This is a genomic window from Paeniglutamicibacter quisquiliarum, assembly GCF_019084045.1.
GTDB classification, from domain to species: domain Bacteria; phylum Actinomycetota; class Actinomycetes; order Actinomycetales; family Micrococcaceae; genus Paeniglutamicibacter; species Paeniglutamicibacter quisquiliarum.
The window spans coordinates 14,793-34,353 of sequence record NZ_JAHRED010000007.1; the positions used below are offsets into that span (position 1 = coordinate 14,793).

The following is a 19,561-nucleotide window of genomic DNA, read 5'->3' on the forward strand; positions in this document are numbered from 1 at the left end:
TGTCGTACGCCAAGGTATTTGTCTTCCTTGGCGTACGACATTTTCTTATCCAGGCTCACCATCTGGCCAGATCCCTCCCCATCACGATTGCTGCAGGAATCCGAATTTTCAGGATTCCCGCACTCCAACCGCCGATAATCGCACATATGACATCGACATGTTGATGATTTTAGAGACCCGAGAAACCTGCGCATCGCCGCGGACAACGATTACTTGGTCTCTGACAGGTAGCCCCTCAAGTATTCACGAAGCGGTCTATCGCACACGTACACGTACGTGCCAAGAATTCCTCTGGTCATGAGCACTGCGTAGACGTTCGTGATGTAGCGCAGGAGATCATTATCAGAGTAGGTAATCCCCAGCTTCGGATTGTTCTCTTTCCCCTTCTTATCGAAATAGCTTGCTCGATGGATGTATATCCGTTGTTCCACTGGATCGAATCTGAGGTCTGGCCCGATAATCACACCGGCATAATTGAGGTCATATCCTTGCACAGTGTGGATGGAACCAACTTCGTTGATTGAGCCAGCTGTATTGATCCAGTCTTTCTGGGTCTGGTTCCAGCGAAACTCTGATCCATCGATTTCGATGTCAAACGCAGTCGCGTCGTTCCGAGATTTCCATTCCCATGCATAACCAGCAACGAGACGTGCGAGTTGGCTTTCCGATTCCCGTGCTGAAATCTCATCGGCCATGATTCGGATGTCATCAAAGAACCGAAGATCGTAGTCGCCAAAACGAGTTGGCACCGGGGGCGCTGGCGAAAGGACCGCTCGAACATAGTCCACGTAGTCGGCCCCTCCCCTAACTCGCATTTGGGAAAACAACCGGTAGTAGCGCGCATCGAGCTTAGAGTTGTCGATGAGGGATTTCAGCACGTTTTCCGGTAGATCGGCAGGGCGGACGCTCTGCGCAGAATCTACAAGCAGAACCTGGTGCGTGCTCTTCTCACGTATCCAATCAAGCTGCGTATATGAAAGGCGATCGGAGCCGAAGAGTTTTTCGTTGATTTCCCGAAACTTCTTATTTTGCGGTCCGGACGGTTGATTGGCTCTCTGGTTAAGCCGATGCGATTCGTCAACGATGAGAAGATCGTATTTTCCCTCGATCGCTCCCAAATCAAAAGGGCTCAACACCATTTCGGGAGCAAGTAGCGGCGTCTTCTTGAAGACCTTACGTATTGAATCACGTAGTGACTGTTGAGGGACGACGAGTCCGATCCGGAATCCTTGCAGGAGTTCGCGATGTCCATCAAGGAAGAAATCCGAAAACAGCGAGTCACTGTCGAAGTCTTCAGCTGGCTCAGAATTCTGGATATCCCGCAGTAGTTTCATCATGTAAATGGCGACAATGGTCTTGCCCGTCCCAGGGTCACCTTGAACGACGATGGTTCCCGATGATCCGCTCTCGATATCGCTAAATAGTCCCTCAAGAATATCTTCCACTGCTGTTGCTTGATCATGGTTGAGCGCCTTGAACGGTGAGAACTTGAATAGGTCGCTGTTTTCAATTTGCGGTATTGTCCGCTGGAATAATCCTTCGGATCGAAGGTCTTCAAATACTTCCTGAAACGTCTTCCTATATTCATCGCGATCGTAGTAATCCCGTTCGGTGACACCTTCATTGCGATTGAGCACTTGGTAACGACCCTCGCCCGCAAATAGCCGAATCAGGAAAGACTCAAGATCAAGGCATGCAGACTTGTTGAATGTTTCGTTCACAACGACTCGCAAGGACGTGAGATCTGCCTTTTCAGCAGAAGCCTGGTGTTGGTTCATGCGGGCCGAGGCGTTGAGGGTCTCACCGACATAAATCTTCGTTGCGTTGTTGAGCGTATACACCACTGGCCAATTAGTGAATCTATCTCCGAGCGTCCTCATCTCACGGGCCGCAGAAGCTGTAAATCGGAGGTGTTCGACCTTAAAGTCGGTCATACTTGGTGCTCCGGCCTCGCGCCTTCTCGACTGGGTATTTGCTTCGAGTCTCTTGTAGCTTTTCCAAGATTATTTCGTTCGGGTCAACACCAATTCGGTCAGCTAGCAAATAAGCATAGGTTAGGACGTCCGCTAGTTCTGCCTTTACATGATCGATGTGGGCTTCATCATTCCACTGGAAGCACTCGAGAAGTTCGCCCGATTCTATCGAAATGGACTTTGCCAGATTTGCAGCGCTATGAAACTGGCCCCAATCGCGTTCGATAACGAATTCTCGAAGTGTGGGCATGATGGATTCACTCGACATAGTTTCACCGTAGCATGTTCAAAAGTCAGCTCTGGGGCTCGGCAAATGCAGTCTCGACCACCACCGATGCCACTGAAATCGTATCAATTTAATCATGGGTATCCGGGGATCGTGGTTCCGTCGCCCTCGGTGCCGGGGTGTGAGCCCAGAGCGCGGCGCTGTGGGCAGGTGGAGCTGGCGTGGCAACGGGCCGTCCCCAGCCACGCGTTCGGCCGAAGGGCGGCAAAAATGCCGATATCAGCACTCGTGAGAGCTGGAATCTGCTGCAGTGTCGGCGTCGGAGACTCGACATCATTCCTGTCGAGGCCGCTGAAGCGCCGGCAGCGAGCAGCGAACTCCCTGCACTGCTGGCCGTGGCGCGGCGTACTGCTGTACCGATGGACTCGACTTCGCCGGCGAAGTCCGGCATTGGCGAGGACCTTCGCCGTTCTACTTCTTGTCCGTGCCCGACGAATTGTGCGCAGAAGTGCGCGATACCGCCGAGGTCGTCAGCTACGACTGGGGCATGGTCCCGGTGGCGGCCCGGATCGGCGGCACAGGGAGGATGACCGCACTGTTCCCGAAGGACGGCTCGTACGCGGTCCCGCTCACGGCCGCAGTTCTCGCCCGGGAAAGGGTCGACGGGGGAGACACCGTGAGCCTGCGGCTGGGTTTCAACGGCGTCGACTGATCTATCCCGTTCGGACCACATGCTTTGCAGGTCTTCAAAATTGGCTGACCGGATCACATACTGGGTTGACGAGACCGCTTGCGTCACGAGGCGGCCGAAATGCTGGACACGTCAACGCAGGAGTCCCTCATGAACGGCAAAGACAAATCGCAGTCAATCATGCGGCGGAAGCCGATCGACGAAATCGAGGAAGAGAACAAACACAGCGGCCTGCACAAGTCCCTCGGACTGTGGCAATTGACCGCGATCGGCGTCGGAGGCATCATCGGCGTCGGCATCTTCTCCCTGGCCGGCCTGGTGGCCCACGGCAGCGGCACCGAACCCGGGGTCGGCCCCGCCGTCCTGTTCTCCTTCCTGATCGCCGGCCTGGCTTCGGCGGCGGCGGCCCTGTCCTACGCGGAATTCGCCGGCATGATCCCCCGTGCCGGCTCCGCCTATACCTACGGCTACGTCGCCCTCGGGGAGATCATCGGCTGGTTCATCGGCTGGGACCTTTTGCTGGAGTACATCGCCATCGTGGCGGTGGTGGCCATCGGCATCTCCGGCTACTTCGACGCCTTCCTCGCCGGCATCGGCATCGACCTGCCCGACTGGGCAGCCTCCACCGCCGACGAGGGCCGAGGCGGCATCGTCAACATCCCCGCCATCGTCGTCTGCGTCCTGGTGACCTGGATCCTCTCCCGCGGCACCCGGACCTTCGGGCGCTTCGAGCTGGTGGCCGTCGCGATCAAGGTCGTGTTGATCCTGTTCATCATCGGCCTGGGCATCTTCTACATCAACACCGGGAACTACAACCCGTTCATGCCCAGCGGATTCGGATCCGTCGTCGCCGGCGCCGCGACAGTGTTCTTCGCGGTCTTCGGCTACGACGCCATGAGCACCGCCGCCGAGGAATCCACCGACGGCAAGAAGCACATGCCCAAGGCCATCATCCTCTCCCTCATCATCGCCATGCTGCTCTACGTGGCGGCAACGCTGGTGCTGACCGGCATGCAGAACTACCGGGACATCGACCCGACCGCCGGCTTCGCCTCCGCGTTCAACGGCGTCGGGCTCCCGGTCATCGCCACGATCATCTCCGTGTTCGCGGTCCTGTCCATCCTCACCGTGATGCTGACCTTCCTGCTGGGAGTGACCCGCGTCTGGTTCTCCATGAGCCGCGATGGACTCCTCCCCGGCTGGTTCTCCAAGACCGACCGCCACGGCACACCCCAACGCGTCACCTGGATCGCCGGCATCGCCTCCGCATTCCTGGCCGGCGTCTTCCCGATCAAGGCCGTCGCGGACCTGACCAACATCGGCATCCTTGCGGCCTTCGTGGTGGTCTGCCTCGCCGTCATCATCTTCCGCTACAAGAAGCCCGACGCCCACCGGACCTTCCGGCTTCCCTTCATGCCGGTGGTCCCTGCGTTCGGAGTGCTGGCCTCCGGCTTCCTGATGCTGCAGCTGCACTGGGAGACGTGGCTGAGGTTCGGGGTCTGGCTGGTGGTCGGCCTGGCCATCTACTTCTTCTACGGCCGCAAGCACTCCCTCATGAATCCGGACAGCCCGCGCCACGACGAACGCGTGGTGCTGCCACACGGAGAAACCTAGGTCTCAGTGGGGCATGCCTTCAACCAATCCCCCACCGCGGCATCTAACGATCAAAAATCTGACAGCTGAATGCCGTCATTTTCCGCACTCGCCCGCTCAACCCCTCATGTTTCGGGGCGGTGCAGGCGAGTGACGGGCATCGGCTCTTCGGTACTCCCCGGCAAGAAAGGCGCCCCTGACGGTTATGCCACTGCCTCGGCCAACGGATTCCATGTCCAACTCGGTGCACCGTTCCCCGGGGATTGGTGATCGGCAGGTTCCTGGTGGGTCTCGCCGATGGCGTCGGTGACGACGTCTGCCAGTAGCCCGTTTCGTTCGTAGGACTGCCGCTGCCGGTCGGCACCCGTTCCGTTGCCGAGGATCCTGTCCAGGGCTTCCTCGACGTAGTCCGCGTCGCCTGACTCGTCCAAGGCAACCCGCACATGGTCATGGAGTGCCGAGATGACGTGTCGTGCGGTGTCCGGCCTGTGGGTTACGGGGTGCAGCAGGTCGCCGCGGATCCCCCACCGGCTGGCCATCCAGACCCCTTGGCGCAGGACGATGGCCGGAACCCTGTCGGGTTCCGCCCCGGCCTCCCACTCCCGGGCAGCGGTCTCCACCAAGGCCCGCACCAAGGCCGCGATCAGGACGGTATCCCTGGGATCAAGGCAAACATCGGACACCCGGATCTCGACGGTTGGGTGCCGGGCGGAGAGACGGGCGTCAAAATCCGGGTTGATGACCACCCCGGTCGCCGATATGTCCGCCACCAGTGCATGGTAGGCCCACGCCGACCCGAAGACCTCCATCGGCCCGGCCGAGGACCACCGATTCCAGGCCTGCGTACGGTAACTGGCGTAGCCGCTGTCCTGGCCGTTCCAGAACGGGGAATTCGAACTCAACGCCATAAGCGAGGGCAGCCAAGACCTGATGCGATCCAGGACGGCCACGCCCTCCTCGTCCGAGCCGACTGACACGTGGACATGGAATCCACAGGTCAGCTGTTCGCGAGCCGTGAGGGCATACTTCTCCACCAGTGCGTCATAGCGTTCGTTCCTGGTGGGATGGGGTGAAACCGCAAGCGGCGAGGTGGCCAGGGCGACGATCCGCGCACCCGCCTTTTGGGCGAGCGAGTCGGCGTAGGCGCGCCCGTCCAGTATCTCCGTGGCCAGACCCTCCAGGGTGCTGTGCGGGTGCGTGATGACCTCGATCTGTTCCTGGTGCAGCTCCGCGGACAGCATCTGCCGGGAGGAAGAGCCGGTCGCCCGCGAGCTTGCGCCGTGGAGGCCCATCACCTCCGCAGACAGGGGCAGCGGGACCCCGTTGACGGGATCCACGATCAGGAATTCTTCTTCAACACCAAAGGTACGCACCTGCTAATTGTGGACTACGAAAGCGACAGCGGACGCCACGCCTAACGACAGGCCTTCACTGGCCCGGTGCACAGGCCAGAACCTCGCCCATACGGGCCAGGACATAAAAGTAAACGGGCTCGTCGCCACTTACACGGGCGAGCCCGAAACCGGACAGTTCGTCCTGCTAATTGGCATCGAACAGGTCTACAAATACCGGAGTGGTCAATAGACAAGGGCGTCCCCTTTGCCGATCCCCCCGTTACCCCCCGGGCGCCACCCGAAACGTTTTGGAGTCTGTGGAAATCCGCTGTTAGTTGCACAGCAATGATCTCGAGATGCCGGCCCTATAGCGCGCTAATTACCGAGTCTCAAGGTTGAATATTCCAGTCTGGTACGGGGGGGTGGGGAACGCAATCCTAAGATGAGTGACTAGGAATTGCTGAAAAGCGGCTCGATTTGAACACGTAGGCGTTTTTGAAGCCGGTCCCAAAATTCATCTGGTGAAAACTGGCGTACCGGGGATCTTAAGACTTCGTGGATGTAGGTGCCGTTACAGTTTTGGGCTACCACCCGCGATTCCACGTCTGGCCTAAAGAACCCCGCGGACGCGGCAGAATCAAGGATGGACGAAACAAGGCCGATGATCCGATCGCCTTGCGCAATGCTTTGCGCTCCGAGCTGGCTTCCTGCCCGAAATCCGTAGTGCAGGTAGCTGGTGACGTTATCGGGGTCGGCGCCGAAGAACTTTGCGCGCTCCTCGAAGACCGCATATACGCGAGCGATGTAGTCCGCGGCTGTACGGGAACTTGGCGCGCTGAGCTGATCGGCAGCTTCAATCGCGTCGATTGCTTGGTTCATGCTTTCGCCGATGACCAATAGCAGCAATTCGTGTTTGGTGGTTACGTATCGGAATAGGGTCGCCTCCCCCACCCCGGCGCGTTCGGCCACTTCCTTCGTCGTGGTTTGTTCGTAGCCTCGCTCGTTGAAGAGTTCCTCGGCAGCTGCACGAATTCTCCGAAAGCGCTCCAAACGCGACCGTTCGCGAAGCCCCAGCTGGGCATCCTGAGGGGGCTCATTAGACAGAGCCATGGTATCCATCACTGGCAGTACTTCCTTTGCGCTTGGAGCTTGTACCAATATTTGGGCGTCGCACTCCTATTAGACATTACGGCTGCTCGAAGGAGATGATTTGGCGCACGGCTTTTCCTTCGGCCAACGAATCCATGGCTTCATTGATCTTATCCAAGGTGATCACCGAAGAGGTTAGCTTTTCCACAGGTAATTTGCCCTCTCGCCACAATTGCTCGTAAAGGGGTATATCCCGGCTGGGCACGGCAGAACCGAGATACGAGCCCACGATGGTCCGCGCCTCGGCCGTGAGACCAAGCGGTTCGATCGAAGACAGTGCGCCGGGGGCGGGTAAACCCACGGTGACGGTGGTGCCACCGGCTGCGGTGATCCTCACGGCTGTTTCGAAGGCGCGTGCGTGTCCGGCGGCCTCTATCACGACCTGCGCCCGGATTTCCAGATCTTCTATCTCTTTGGGGGTATACGCATGTGTTGCCCCCAGCTCCCGGGCAAGCGAGAGCTTGTCCGGGTTGGCATCGACTCCGATTATTCGCCCCGGCGTCTTCCACGTGGAAACGATGGCGCGCGCCGTGAGCAATGCCGCCATTCCAACCCCGCCTAATCCAACGATGATGATGTCTTGGCCTTCTTGGGGCTTTCCGGCGTTCAAGACCGCACCGCCGCCGGTCAGAACCGCACATCCGAGAACTGCGGCCACGGCCGGTGGAACGTCGAGACCAACGGGGACCACGGAGTTTCGATCCAGCACTGCGTGGGTGGCGAAGCCCGATACCCCGAGATGGTGCAGGATCTCGTCGCCGTTGCGCCTGATGGCACGGGTGCCGCTCAACAATGAGCCGGTGCCATTGGTCGCGGTGCCCGTGCTGCACGGTAGCTTGCCGTCGGTCCTGCAGTTTGCACATTCTTCGCAGCGCGGCAGAAACACCGTGACGACTCGGTCCCCTACCTTGAGGTCGGAGATCTCCGTGCCGATCCCTTCCACGATTCCTGCAGCTTCATGCCCCAACAGCATGGGTAGCGGCCGAGGCCGGTCACCATTGACCACCGAAAGGTCGGAGTGGCAGATGCCCGCAGCCTCGATGCGGATAAGCACCTCACTTGGCCCCGGGTCGGCGAGATCGAGTTCGCAGATCTGCAGGGGGCGCGACTGCGCGTAGGGGCGGCTTGCGCCGGATGATTCAAGAACTGCACCCGTTATTTTCACTGGTGGCCTTTCATGGGATTGTGCTTCATGTCACGAATGTGCTTTTATGGGAGTCTAATCCGTACGGAGTGCACTATCAAGATTTTATCCGCTCATCCGGAAATCTCTGGACATTGCCTCGCATCACGGCATGTCACTCGCTATCGACGACACCGACTAAGGACGAAAGACTTGAACATTCATCCAGACGCACAGGAGGGCACTGTCCACATCGGCGGGCTAGTGGTCCCCTTCTACGACACTGTCGCACCGCAGGACACCAGGGAAACCATCGTCCTGGTTCACGGCACGGGCGGCAGTGCGGCGACGCATTTTCGGACCCTCTACCCGATGCTGGCAGCGCGCTACCGCGTGCTGGCCTTGGACCTGCAAACGCCGGTGGAGGGCCTCACCCTGGAGCGCTATGCCGCGCAGGTCGCGGCTGTCATACAGAAACAGGTCCCCGGTACCCCCGTGCATCTGCTCGGCTATTCCCTCGGGGCACTCGTGGCCTCGGTTGCTGCCGCAAGCCAGCCGGAGCTGGTTCGAAGCCTGAGCCTGGTGGCTGGCTGGATCTCTGCGGATAATCAGCAGCTGCTGCGCAACGGCATATGGGACAAGCTGTTTGCCACGGACCACGAGTTGCTTCGCGAGTTCGTCACTTTTATGGTCTTCGGTCCACCCTTCCTGGCCGGACGCAGTAAGGGCGAGGTGGAGCAGTTGGTTTCCAGCAGGGTATTCCCCGAGGGAATCGCACAGCAGATGGAACTGAACCGCAGAGCGGATATCGGCAATGTGCTGGGCTCCATTGGTGCGCCGACGCTGGTCATTGCCGGACGTCACGACGTCATGGTTCCCACCCGCCAAACACAGTTGCTCTACGGGGCGATTCCCGATGCCCGCTACGCGACGATCGACAGCGGACACGCCATCGTTCACGAACGGCCTGCCCAGCTATTTCAGATTGTCAACGAATTCATCACGGATCCCCGGGGGACACCGGCGGGACTGGTGCACGATCCCATCTTCGTCTAATCCACCACCAAGCACGCAACGAACAAATTGGAGAATCACGTGGAAGCAAACACGAAATCGCGCGTTTCAAGTGTTGATGTCATCATTATCGGTGCCGGTTTTGGCGGACTGGGCATGGGCACGAAACTGGCACGCGAGGCCAAGCACTCTTTCCTTATTCTGGAACGTGGGAAAGATGTCGGGGGCACCTGGCGCGATAACCACTATCCGGGCGCAGCCTGCGATGTCCCCTCACACCTCTATTCATTTTCCTTCCGTCCCAACCCGGAATGGTCACACACCTTTGCGCCGCAGCGTGAGATCCTGGACTACATGCGCGGCGTGGCCAAGGAAGAGGGCCTGCTGGATCGCATTGTTTTCGATGCCGAGGTAACCGACGCCCGCTGGGATGAAACGGCGGGGGGCTGGCGGGTAAGCGCCGGCGGCGTCGAGTATTTTGCGAAGAATCTCGTGACTGCGGTAGGTCACCTTTCGGAACCCAAGTTCCCCAGCATCGCCGGGATCGGTGACTTCACCGGGGAGCTCTTCCACTCCGCACAGTGGAATGACGAGGTCGACCTGGCTGGCAAACGGGTGGGCATCATCGGATCGGGGGCAACGGCCATCCAGGTCCTCCCGGAAATCGCGAAGGTGGCATCAGAGGTTGTGTCTTTCCAACGCTCGGCGCCGTATGTCACCCCGCGTCCGGACCGCGCTTACACGGACGCCGAAAAGGGGTTGTTCCGCAAGCGGCCCGAAACGATGCAGGAACTGCGCGAGGAAATGTTTTGGGCCAATGAGGAACGCTACGCCCAACGACGCAACACCCCATCCCTGGTGTCGGCGGCGGCGCAGGTCGCCCTTGACCACTTGCATCGCGAAATCCAGGATCCCGTTCTACGCGAAAAACTGACCCCGGACTACACCTTTGGGTGCAAGCGCGTGCTCAAGTCCAGCGATTACTACCCCACCTTCCTGTTGGGCCATGTCGAATTGGAAACCAATGGCATTGCAGAGGTCACAGCCACAGGCATCCGCACGGCATCGGGGCAGGAACATGAGCTGGATGTCATCATCGCCTGCACCGGCTTCGAGGCCACCGACTTGCCGATCGCCTACCTGCTCCACGGCCGAGAAGGAAAACCGCTGAGCGACCAGTGGGCCACCGGCATGCAGGCCTACGCCACCAGTGCCGTACACGGCTTCCCGAATCTATGGATCATCAACGGGCCCAATACTGGCCTGGGACACAATTCAGCGGTGTATATCGCCGAATCCCAGATCGACTACATCATGCAGGCACTGAACTACCGCGACGACCAGGGATTGGTCGCACTGGAGGTGAGCGAGGAAGCCGAAGAGGCTTTCATGGATGAAGTCGACAGGTTAGCCCAGGGAACGGTATGGCTCGAGGGCGGGTGCAAGAGCTGGTATGTCGACGCCCGCAATGGCCGGCTAACGACACTCTGGCCCGAACCGGCCTACACCTTCCGCCAAGTGAACTCCGCATTCACTCCGGAACCATATCTGGAACAGGCGAACATCTCGCTGACGGAACCCGTTCTGGCAGAAGCACACTAGCAAAACACCATGAAAGAGTTTCTGGTGAACCACGACATCCAACGTCCAAGGAGCACATGTTGAGCATCACCACTACACCGGCGCGGTGCGTCGTCGTAACTGGCGCGGCAGGCGGAATCGGCCAAGGAATTGTCGAGTCATTCCTCGCCACCGGGGATACGGTCATCGCCGTCGACGCTGTAGCCGAAGCGCTTTCCGCCCTGCGCTCCAAACTCGGGACCAGCACCACCCAACTACAGACCCTCCAAGGTGATGTCACTGATCCCGCATCGTGGGCGCAGATCGCCGCTCAGACCGTCGCGAGCGGGGCCAAGGAAATCATACTGGTGAACAACGCCGGAATTTCCCCGAAGCGCGACGGCGAGCGTATCCCCGGCGTTGACGTTCCTTATGACGAATGGAGCCGGGTCTTAGAAGTCAACCTCACTGGACCGTTCCTGGGCATCCAGGCACTGGCCCCCTTGATGAAGCAGGCCAAGTTCGGTCGCATCGTCAACATGTCATCCCTGGCCGGCCGGGACGGCGGTCGCCTAGGCGGAGTCCACTACGCCGCAACCAAGACCGGCCTGCTCGGCGTCACACGTTACTTCGCCCGGGAGTTGGCTCCCGACGGCATCACGGTGAACGCGATCGCCCCGGGACGCATCGGGGTCGGCATGGTCGGAAGTGTCTCGGATGATGTGAACAACGCGTACCTGAGCCGCATCCCGGTGGGTCGCTTGGGCAGCGCCAATGATGTCGCCCAGGCCGTGCAGTACTTGGCGGCCTCGGACAACGGCTTTGTCACCGGGGTGACCGTTGATGTCAACGGCGGGTCGTACATGGGATGAGCGGCAAGTTCCTACGGTCCAGGGACCGCTCAGAGTCGCTTGCGGGCAAGGTCGTGTTTATCACCGGGGCCGCCGGCGGGATCGCCTTGGCCACGGTCGAGGAACTCGCCTTGTTCGGCGCCAAGACGGCACTGATTGACCGCGACCAGTCCACGCTTGAGGCCATCGTCGATCGACTTCCCGGGGATCATCTGGGAATCGTGGCCGATGTGGGCGACTATTCCTCGCTCCAAGACGCCGTCGCGCGAACCGTCGAGCACTTCGGCGCCATCGATGTGGTCTTTGCCTGCGCCGGCATCGGCAGTGCCTCCACGGTAGCCGCCTCGGATATCGAGGCCCTGACGCGCATCATCGATATCAACCTCTGCGGTGTCATGCGCACGGTCAAGGCTTGTCTCAAGGAAGTCACCAGATCGCAGGGGTACGTGCTGTTGATGAGCTCGGCAGCGGCACTGAAGAATGTCCCACGCGCGAATGCCTATGCAGCCTCCAAATCCGGCGTGGAGGCATTCGGAGGCGCCTTGCGCTTGGAGCTCGCGCATAAGGGCGTAGCGGTGGGGGTGGCGCATCCGGCATGGGTCAGCACCGGGATGATCAGCGGAAGCAGCGCGCGAGGCGCGGAAGGCCGTTCGCTTCCTTGGCCCTTCAGTGTGGTGTCCTCGACTAAGGAATGCGCCCAACACTTGGTAGGGGCCATGGAACACCGCAAGCGCAAGGTCTTCATTCCCGGCGCACTGGCACTCTTTGACCCACTGCGCTGGTTATCGACCGGGCCACTATGGGACAGGTTTATGGCCGGTCGGGCTCGACGCAATGTCACAGCCTGGGAAGCCGGATTGGCTCCCCCAAGAACCTAGAAATCTTCTGACTTCTGGTTGTGCTTCGAATCACAATCATCTATAACTGAGAGGACACTCCTTGCGGATTGAACTCTCACAATTCCAAAATCGAACTGAGGACAGCATGATCAAGAAACGCTTTCAAACCGTTACGGCAGGTCTGGGGATCGCCGGCATAGCACTTTCGATGGCCGCATGTTCCAGTTCTTCTGTAGCATCCACGGAGGATTACCCGTCAAAGCCAGTCACTTTCATGATGCCGTATGCAGCGGGTGGGCCTTCCGACACCACAGCACGCTCCTACGGGGCTTGCTTGGGGGAACAACTCGGTGGCACCTTCGTAGTGGAAAACCAGGAAAGCGGTGCTGGCGCCGTGGCCATGCAAAAGGTTGCCAGCGCAAAACCCGATGGATATACCGTGGGCCTGAGCACCAATGGGCCTCTGGTGCTTAACCCTATGAGCAACGACCTGTCATACACCCGCGAAGACTTCCGTGCCCTTGGGACCATGGCAGAAATTCCGACCCTCTTCGCAGTTTCCAAGAACTCGGAATACAAGGATATTGCAGCCCTCTTCGAGGCTGCCAAGGCCAACCCTGGCACTATTTCTATCGGAGTGCCGGGAGCCACCAGCTCGCTAGCCATCGAACTAAAGCGCCTGCAGCAAGACACCGGCATCGAGTTTGCCTTGGTCCCCACTTCAGGAAGCACCGAGCTCATCACCAACCTGCTGGGCGGCCACATTGATGCTGGCTTCATCAACGACCACGTAGATGTGGAGTCCCAGGTGAAGGCCGGGGCCATCGTGCCGCTTGCTGCCGCCGGAGAGGTACGCTCCGAGGCCTACCCGAAGGTCCCCACCACCATTGAGTCCGGCTACGACGTCAAGACGACCTCCGTGTATGGACTCTTTGCCCCCAAGGACCTCCCCGAGGAAATTGCTTCGAAGATCGAAGCAGGAGTAAAAACCTGCCTGACTGACGAAGATGTCATTAAGCAGATCGGTGATCGCTTCGTGCCCAATGAATTCACCGATGGAGCTGACACGGCCAAGGTCTTCGAAACCATGGAAACCCGCTACGCACCGATTCTCTCCAAGTAGTAGACGCAAACCCCAGCAAGTACACTCTCGTCGGCCGGCTCGGTCGACCACAGATAAGGAGAAATAATGGTCTCTTCTCCAGTGACAGCGATACAAGACGTACCGCTGAAGCGCACGGATCGAGCCGGACGCAGAATTGCCGGGCGCAGAATAGCGCCCCTGGTGTTGTTCGCATTTGGCGTCTTGGCCACAGTGGGATCTATCAGGCTCGAATTGGGAACCTTGCAGCATCCTGGACCAGGCCTCTGGCCCTTGGTTACCGCGCTGACGATCGTCCTCAGTTCCATCGTCATCATCGCCTTGCCGGGCGAGGAACCCCTGGAAGCGTGGACCAGCAAGAGCATTGGCGTTGCCACCGGCGTGGCCAGCCTGTGCGCCTTCGTCGTTCTCTTCAACCTCGTCGGCTTTTTCATTCCGGCCGTGTTGATGATGCTTCTCTGGTTGCGTGTTTACGGCGGGGAAACCTTAAGGACGACGATCATCTTGTCGCTTGCGGGCCCGCTGGTGCTCCACATCATTTTCGACACCCTCCTGGGCGTTCCCTTCCCTAGAGATCTTCTTCTCGGCCACTTCCTCTAGAACGGACCCTGTTCATGGATACCCTGAGTAACCTCGGCAATGGCTTCTCCATTGCCTTCGATCCCACGAATCTACTATTCGTTTTCATCGGTGTCGTCATCGGAACCGCTATTGGAGTACTTCCGGGCCTCGGCCCAACGGCGACCATCGCCTTGTTGCTCCCGATCACCTACACAATGGATCCAACCGCCTCCATAATCATGTTGGCAGGCATCTACTACGGATCAATGTATGGCGGAACCATCACCTCAGTCCTCTTGCGGCTGCCCGGTGAGGCAGCCTCGGTCGTCACGACCTTTGATGGCTACCAAATGACCAAACAGGGACGCGCCGGCACCGCGCTTGGAATCGCCGCCATTGGCTCGTTCATTGGTGGCACCGTCGCCATCATCGGACTAACGTTCATGGCACCAATGCTGGCAAGAATCGCCCTTTCCATGGGACCATCGGCTTTTGTTGCCCTGATGATCATGGGGCTTTTCCTGGTCACCTCACTGGGCACCGGTTCGGCCATCAAGAGCGTCTGCATGGCCGCCGTCGGTCTCCTGCTTGCCACCGTGGGACAGGATCCGATCGATGGATCGGCACGATTCACGTTTGGACAGGTTCCGCTGCTCGGCGGGTTGGACTTCGTGGCCGTAGCCATGGGTCTATTCGGTGTCGCCGAGTTGATCAAGACCCTGGAACAGACCGAAAAAGCACAGGTCATCAAAACCAAGATCAAGAACATTTGGCCTTCGCGCAAAGACATGAAGGACTCGGCCGGGGCCATCGGCCGGGGCTCGGCCTTGGGATTCTTCATCGGTATCCTGCCCGGTGGTGGTGGCGTCATTTCCTCCTTGGCTTCGTACGCCACGGAAAAGAAACTTGCCAAGGACCCCTCTCGCTTCGGCAAGGGAGCAATCGAAGGCGTGGCCGGACCGGAAACGGCGAACAACGCATCTTCCTCCTCCGCGTTTATCCCCCTGCTCGTGTTGGGAATCCCTTCCAACGTCGTCCTGGCCATGATTTTCGGTGCTCTCCTGATGCACGGCATCACTCCGGGCCCGCAGCTGATGACGGAACATTCCGGCTTGTTCTGGGGCGTGATCGCTTCGATGTATGTCGGGAACTTGATGCTCTTGATTCTCAATGTCCCGTTGGTGGGCGTCTTCATCCAGATGCTCCGCGTGCGCCAGGGAATACTGGTGGCTTTCTCGCTGCTGATCGTGTTGATCGGCGTGTACTCCATAAACAACAGCTCCTTTGACATGTGGGTAGTATTGGCCTTCGGTGTCTTGGGGTGGATCATGTCCAAGACCGGCTTTGATCCTGCACCATTGGTTCTCGCATTCGTTCTTGGACCCATCCTCGAAAAGTCGTTCCGCCAGTCGATGCTAATTTCGGGCGGAAGCTTGGACATCTTCATCACCGACCCGGCCTCCGCAATTATCTTTGCGGTCATCCTCGTGATGATTGGCTTCAAGGTCTTCGGCGGCCGGCTCAAGAAGCGCCCTGCTCCTGTCCTGCCTTCGCAGATCGCCGACTCCACGACAGCGGCGGGCTCCGGCGATCGCTCCACAGCAAGCGGTGAATCTCAAAACGAAAAGGTCACCGAAAACACCAAGTGATCATTACTGTTTGATCCCCACGCGCCGCAATCTGGACCGGTCAAGGTCCAGATTGCGGCGTTTAAAGCCACACCTGCCACAGCGCATACATCTCATGATGTCAGCCACCAAAAATCATGGCGCTGGTGGGATAAGGCGATCGAACGCATCGCCCTTGCATCCTCAGGGGATGCACGGGTGATGGACCAGCAAGTTTCGGCACCAAATCAGGCCAACAGATTCTGTCGGGCAGGATCCGCGACGGCGGAGGACATTCTAGCCGTGTCCTCGGCCGCCCCCTGCGACCGACGGAAACACAAAACGTACACGGACAGCAATTGAAGGAGATCCGCTTCAGTTGTCCACAGGGACTGGGCACGCCGTTCAATGAACACCTATCGGGACGGCCAGGCATCCTGACCATGCGGGGTCCTGTGCTTGGCTCTCCCCCGCGCCAACAATGCGGGGTGTGGAACGAAACAGCCACCAAAACTGAGTACACCCGGCGGAAAAACAGGTAGCAAAAACCAAGAATCGAGTATGACCGACCCTGCCGGATGGCCTTGCCCCGCACCTAGAGTCGACATTACCGATTCGGCCCAGGGGGGGCCGCATTTTTCCAAGTCCTTGGGGGGACTCAATGCTCAATCCGTCGAATCACTCTGTCTTCACCCGCCGGCTGGCCGCCGCCATCGTCGTGCCCGGCATCCTCACCAGCATGCTGCTGTTCGCTCCATCGGCAACAGCAGCCACCGGTTCCACCGGCGCCGCCACAGGCATCTGCACAGGGGTGGTGAACCAGTTGGCTCACCGCGGAACCGTGCAAGAGAACCTGCTCAAGGCATCCGCCAAGAAGAACGCCGACATCATCGCCCGGCTCCAGGGCGAGCGGACGCAGCTGCAGGCCAACGCCGACAGCCTAAAGGCCCAGATCGCCGACGCAGAGTCAGCCATTTCGGCGCTGGACGCCGAGGGCCTGGACCTCGATGCCAAACTCAAGACTGCCGGTGAGAACCTCACCGAGCTTGAGGCCCAGCAATCCACCACCAACGACGCCGTCCTCGCCGCGCAAGGCGCGCTGGCGGAGCTGCAGGCGCAAAAACTGACCACCGAAAACCAGCTGGCACCGCTGCAGGAAGCAGAAGCGCTGGCCACGGAGGCAGCCGCGCAATTGCAGCGGAGCGCCGAGGACGTCGAGGCCCGGATCGTTGAGAAAAAAGCCCAGATCAGCGCCGCGGAGGTCGAACGAGCAGCACTCGAGGCCGCCGCAACCGCGGCAGCAGAAGCGCTTGCGGTGAAAAACACCGAGATCGCCCAGGCGGAGCGCGAGCTGACGGAACTGTCCGACACGGCAGAGGCTGCCGCAGCCGCCGTTGGCGGCGCACAGCAGGCCGTCAGCGACGCCGAGACCGAACTGCGAAACCTTGAGGGGGCAGGCACCGCCGCCCAGGCGGAGGTCGACGCCCAGCTGGCCAAGATCGGCGACGCCAAATCGACGTTGGCCGACGTTCAACGACGTGCAGCCGACGCCGCTGCCGATGTCGCTGCCAAAAACGCCGCGGTCTCCACAGCCACGGCCGAACTGACCGCGCTGCAGACGGAAGCGCTGGACGCCGCCGATGCACTCGCGGCCAAGAACGCCGCGATCGACACTGCGCAGGTGGAACTCGATACCTTGCGGTCCGCGGCCGACGGCGCTGCCGCGGCGGTCACGGCCAACGACGATAAGCTCGCCACCGTGACGGCGGAAATCGCAGCACTCCAACAGCAAGTCACCGCGAAGAACGCCGACATCACGGCCAAGCAGGCCCAGCTTGCGACGGCGCAGCAGGAGCTCGCGGCGCTGGCCGCCAGCAGGACAACGCTGGAAGCCGACATCGCAGATCTCACCAAGCAGATCTCGGACCTCAAAGGCAACAGCGACGAGAGGGCTCGTCTGCTGGCACTGCGGAAGGCCAAGCAAGACGAACTGGCAGTAGTAAACGCCCAGATCAGCACCAAAAGCGCCACGATTGCCGGGTACCAGGGAGATCTGACGACGCTCCAAAACGCGGTCACCACCCTCAATTCCCACCTCCTGTCCAAGCAGCAGGAGAGCAGCGCCCTGCAGCAGCAGGCGGCGCCGCTCCAGGCCTCCCTGACCGCCGCCAATGACGCAGTCTCGACGAAGCAAGCCGAGATCGCCGCCCTCAAGGACCAAATCCCCGCCCTCCAGGCTGCCGACACGGCAGCCAACGGTGCCGTAACCACCAAGTCCGACGAGCTCGCGGAGCTGCAGGGCGGGCTGCCCACGCTTGAGGCAGCCGCGGCCGACGCCGCGGCTGCCGTCACGGCGCAGCAGCAGGTCCTGACGGACCTCGAAGCAGCATTGCCGACGCTGACCGAGGGTCTTGCTGCCAGCCAGGAGGCCATCGCCGCGCAGAGGCTAGTCCTCGACGGGCTGAAGGAGGATCTGGCCGGCGCCACTGCTGCCCACACCGCCGCGCAATCCGCCGTCGACACGAAGGCCGCCGAGCTCCAGGACCTGCAGGACCAGTTGCCGGCCCTCGCGAAGGCTGTACCCGACGCCAACGCCGCGGTGACTGCGAAGCAAGGCGAGATCGCGGCCCTCAATGGCGACATGGACAAGCTGGTGGCGAACCTCACCGGGCTCAACGGCCAGATCGCCTCGAAGGAAGCCGAAATTCTCGACCTCCAGACGAGGGTGGCTCCGCTACTGGCGCAGCTGAACGGGCTCAACGGCGAAATCAGCGCCACCGAGAACCAGTTGAAAGACCTGCAGGCACAGCTGACCAGGCTCGACGTCCAGGTTACGAACGCCCAGGCGGAGCTCAGCACGCTTCAGGCGAAGAAGGGCGCAAACAAGGACGCCATTGCAGCGCAGAAGAAAACCGTCATCGGACTGCAGGACCAGCTCGGCACGGTCCAGAACCAGATCCGGGCCATCGATGGGCAAATAGCGCTCGGGGGCTGCGTCGCCTGATCGAGCGCCCGACAGGTCCGTCCCGCGGGGCATCGCCGCCGCGGGAACGGTTCGGACGGGCAGGAAGGGATCGGCCGCCATGGCCGGTCCTTTCCTGCGTGCCCGGCAGGGCTGACCGTGACAGGTTTGGATGACTCCTTTCCGGGGGCCACACGTACCGGGACGCAAGTGATCGAAACAAGGGTCGGCAAAGTTATATCCACCAGGGCCGGTTCATGGGCCACCGGCGGGGTTTGCTCGGCGAAGCCTTTTGCTGAAGTAAATGGCCATCGTGGCGGTCGTGGCCATCGACACCTCCGACTATTTCGCCGCCTTCCTCGCGATCAAGGCCGGGCTGATCCTGTTCATCATCGGGCTGCTCCCGGCTGAGTCCACCGAAGCCGAGCACCACGGAACATCCCAGCGCGTCACCTGAATCGCAGGCATAGCTTCCACCTTTCTGCAAACAATTTGCCCCTCGCTCGGAGATACCGTGAAGGCAGCCGTCGAACTGGGCCTCACCATCGACTTGCGCGCCCGCCATTGGCGATTACGCCAAGGCTTCGATCAGCAACTTCCGCGTGGAAAGCGGGGAAGGCTTTCAGTAGAGTCGTACAAGCCAAGGCAATCACTACTCGCGATTTGCGCAGCAACCACGCAAAAGGAGCCTAAAGTATGGGCCTTGCGCGTGAACCTGCGAAACCAAGACCTGGTTGCTTGCCATTAGTTTGGACGGGTTCATTGTCAATATCCTCGCTATTTATCAGCTAAACCGCTTCCCGCCTCTTTCACCCCCACACCACGCACCGCCATAGGCACTGCCGGTGAAGTAGGATACGAATATTGCGCCAATATGCGGTGACGATTTTCGATCATTTTTTGGTATTTCCACAGGGGGAAATTTGGGAAACTCATGGGGCGCTTTTGCGCCTGCCGGAATCAAACGTGCCCTCCG

The 19,561-nt window shown here is 60.0% G+C and carries 16 protein-coding genes and 1 pseudogene; 11 read left to right on the forward strand and 6 right to left on the reverse strand.

Annotated features, from left to right (window positions below):
- Positions 1-209 precede the first annotated feature (209 nt).
- Together KRR55_RS13120 and KRR55_RS13125 are read right to left on the reverse strand one after the other, a co-directional pair.
- Complete coding sequence (locus KRR55_RS13120; protein WP_336245116.1) at positions 210-1,841, reverse strand: DNA/RNA helicase domain-containing protein; 1,632 nt, start codon at positions 1,839-1,841, stop codon at positions 210-212.
- Positions 1,842-1,920: 79 nt separating this feature from the next.
- On the reverse strand, positions 1,921-2,241 hold the full coding sequence (locus tag KRR55_RS13125) for a nucleotide pyrophosphohydrolase (protein WP_217389545.1): 321 nt from the start codon (positions 2,239-2,241) through the stop codon (positions 1,921-1,923).
- Positions 2,242-2,641: 400 nt separating this feature from the next.
- Here KRR55_RS13125 and KRR55_RS13130 point away from each other — a divergent pair.
- Together KRR55_RS13130 and KRR55_RS13135 are read left to right on the forward strand one after the other, a co-directional pair.
- A pseudogene (locus KRR55_RS13130) lies at positions 2,642-2,911 on the forward strand (DUF1905 domain-containing protein); the annotation flags it as partial.
- 129 nt (positions 2,912-3,040) lie between these two features.
- Entirely contained in the window at positions 3,041-4,504 is a 1,464-nt protein-coding gene (locus KRR55_RS13135; protein WP_217389546.1) for an amino acid permease, read from the forward strand.
- A gap of 182 nt (positions 4,505-4,686) precedes the next feature.
- On the opposite strand, the gene KRR55_RS13140 is transcribed toward KRR55_RS13135, so the two are convergent.
- The 3 genes from KRR55_RS13140 to KRR55_RS13150 all read right to left on the reverse strand — a co-directional run bounded on the left by KRR55_RS13140 (position 4,687) and on the right by KRR55_RS13150 (position 8,131).
- On the reverse strand, positions 4,687-5,856 hold the full coding sequence (locus tag KRR55_RS13140) for a glutamate--cysteine ligase (protein ID WP_217389547.1): 1,170 nt from the start codon (positions 5,854-5,856) through the stop codon (positions 4,687-4,689).
- 411 nt (positions 5,857-6,267) lie between these two features.
- Positions 6,268-6,936: a TetR/AcrR family transcriptional regulator gene (locus KRR55_RS13145; RefSeq protein ID WP_217389548.1), complete on the reverse strand. Its 669-nt coding sequence runs from the start codon at positions 6,934-6,936 to the stop codon at positions 6,268-6,270.
- Between the two features lie 67 nt (positions 6,937-7,003).
- Complete coding sequence (locus KRR55_RS13150; protein ID WP_217389549.1) at positions 7,004-8,131, reverse strand: alcohol dehydrogenase catalytic domain-containing protein; 1,128 nt, start codon at positions 8,129-8,131, stop codon at positions 7,004-7,006.
- A 171-nt stretch (positions 8,132-8,302) separates the two neighbouring features.
- Between KRR55_RS13150 and KRR55_RS13155 the strand changes: the two genes are divergently transcribed.
- From KRR55_RS13155 to KRR55_RS13195, 9 genes are all read left to right on the forward strand, one after another.
- Entirely contained in the window at positions 8,303-9,145 is an 843-nt protein-coding gene (locus KRR55_RS13155) for an alpha/beta fold hydrolase (RefSeq protein WP_217389550.1), read from the forward strand.
- 39 nt (positions 9,146-9,184) lie between these two features.
- Entirely contained in the window at positions 9,185-10,705 is a 1,521-nt protein-coding gene (locus KRR55_RS13160) for a flavin-containing monooxygenase (RefSeq protein WP_217389551.1), read from the forward strand.
- A 59-nt stretch (positions 10,706-10,764) separates the two neighbouring features.
- Positions 10,765-11,535, forward strand: a complete 771-nt coding sequence (locus tag KRR55_RS13165) for an SDR family NAD(P)-dependent oxidoreductase (protein ID WP_217389552.1) — start codon at positions 10,765-10,767, stop codon at positions 11,533-11,535.
- Entirely contained in the window at positions 11,532-12,392 is an 861-nt protein-coding gene (locus KRR55_RS13170; protein ID WP_217389553.1) for an SDR family NAD(P)-dependent oxidoreductase, read from the forward strand. The genes KRR55_RS13165 and KRR55_RS13170 overlap by 4 nt, the downstream gene beginning before the upstream one ends.
- 106 nt (positions 12,393-12,498) lie before the next feature.
- On the forward strand, positions 12,499-13,476 hold the full coding sequence (locus KRR55_RS13175; RefSeq protein ID WP_217389554.1) for a tripartite tricarboxylate transporter substrate binding protein: 978 nt from the start codon (positions 12,499-12,501) through the stop codon (positions 13,474-13,476).
- A gap of 66 nt (positions 13,477-13,542) precedes the next feature.
- Positions 13,543-14,055 (forward strand): tripartite tricarboxylate transporter TctB family protein, encoded by a 513-nt coding sequence (locus KRR55_RS13180; protein ID WP_217389555.1) that lies wholly within the window; start codon positions 13,543-13,545, stop codon positions 14,053-14,055.
- A gap of 14 nt (positions 14,056-14,069) precedes the next feature.
- Complete coding sequence (locus KRR55_RS13185; RefSeq protein ID WP_217389556.1) at positions 14,070-15,665, forward strand: tripartite tricarboxylate transporter permease; 1,596 nt, start codon at positions 14,070-14,072, stop codon at positions 15,663-15,665.
- 619 nt (positions 15,666-16,284) lie between these two features.
- Complete coding sequence (locus KRR55_RS13190; protein WP_217389557.1) at positions 16,285-18,627, forward strand: coiled-coil domain-containing protein; 2,343 nt, start codon at positions 16,285-16,287, stop codon at positions 18,625-18,627.
- Positions 18,628-18,889: 262 nt separating this feature from the next.
- Entirely contained in the window at positions 18,890-19,042 is a 153-nt protein-coding gene (locus KRR55_RS13195) for a hypothetical protein (protein ID WP_217389558.1), read from the forward strand.
- A gap of 320 nt (positions 19,043-19,362) precedes the next feature.
- Here the strand turns inward: KRR55_RS13195 and KRR55_RS13200 are convergent, their stop codons facing one another.
- Entirely contained in the window at positions 19,363-19,521 is a 159-nt protein-coding gene (locus KRR55_RS13200; RefSeq protein ID WP_217389559.1) for a hypothetical protein, read from the reverse strand.
- Positions 19,522-19,561 lie beyond the last annotated feature (40 nt).

Bases quoted from the DNA above. Each gene is read 5' to 3' on its own strand.
- KRR55_RS13175 (WP_217389554.1), top strand. From the start codon at position 12,499: ATGATCAAGAAACGCTTTCAAACCGTTACGGCAGGTCTGGGGATCGCC.
- KRR55_RS13170 (WP_217389553.1), top strand. From the start codon at position 11,532: ATGAGCGGCAAGTTCCTACGGTCCAGGGACCGCTCAGAGTCGCTTGCG.
- KRR55_RS13200 (WP_217389559.1), bottom strand. From the start codon at position 19,521: ATGAGTTTCCCAAATTTCCCCCTGTGGAAATACCAAAAAATGATCGAA.
- KRR55_RS13145 (WP_217389548.1), bottom strand. From the start codon at position 6,936: ATGGATACCATGGCTCTGTCTAATGAGCCCCCTCAGGATGCCCAGCTG.
- KRR55_RS13125 (WP_217389545.1), bottom strand. From the start codon at position 2,241: ATGTCGAGTGAATCCATCATGCCCACACTTCGAGAATTCGTTATCGAA.
- KRR55_RS13185 (WP_217389556.1), top strand. From the start codon at position 14,070: ATGGATACCCTGAGTAACCTCGGCAATGGCTTCTCCATTGCCTTCGAT.
- KRR55_RS13190 (WP_217389557.1), top strand. From the start codon at position 16,285: ATGCTCAATCCGTCGAATCACTCTGTCTTCACCCGCCGGCTGGCCGCC.
- KRR55_RS13195 (WP_217389558.1), top strand. From the start codon at position 18,890: ATGGCCATCGTGGCGGTCGTGGCCATCGACACCTCCGACTATTTCGCC.
- KRR55_RS13180 (WP_217389555.1), top strand. From the start codon at position 13,543: ATGGTCTCTTCTCCAGTGACAGCGATACAAGACGTACCGCTGAAGCGC.
- KRR55_RS13135 (WP_217389546.1), top strand. From the start codon at position 3,041: ATGAACGGCAAAGACAAATCGCAGTCAATCATGCGGCGGAAGCCGATC.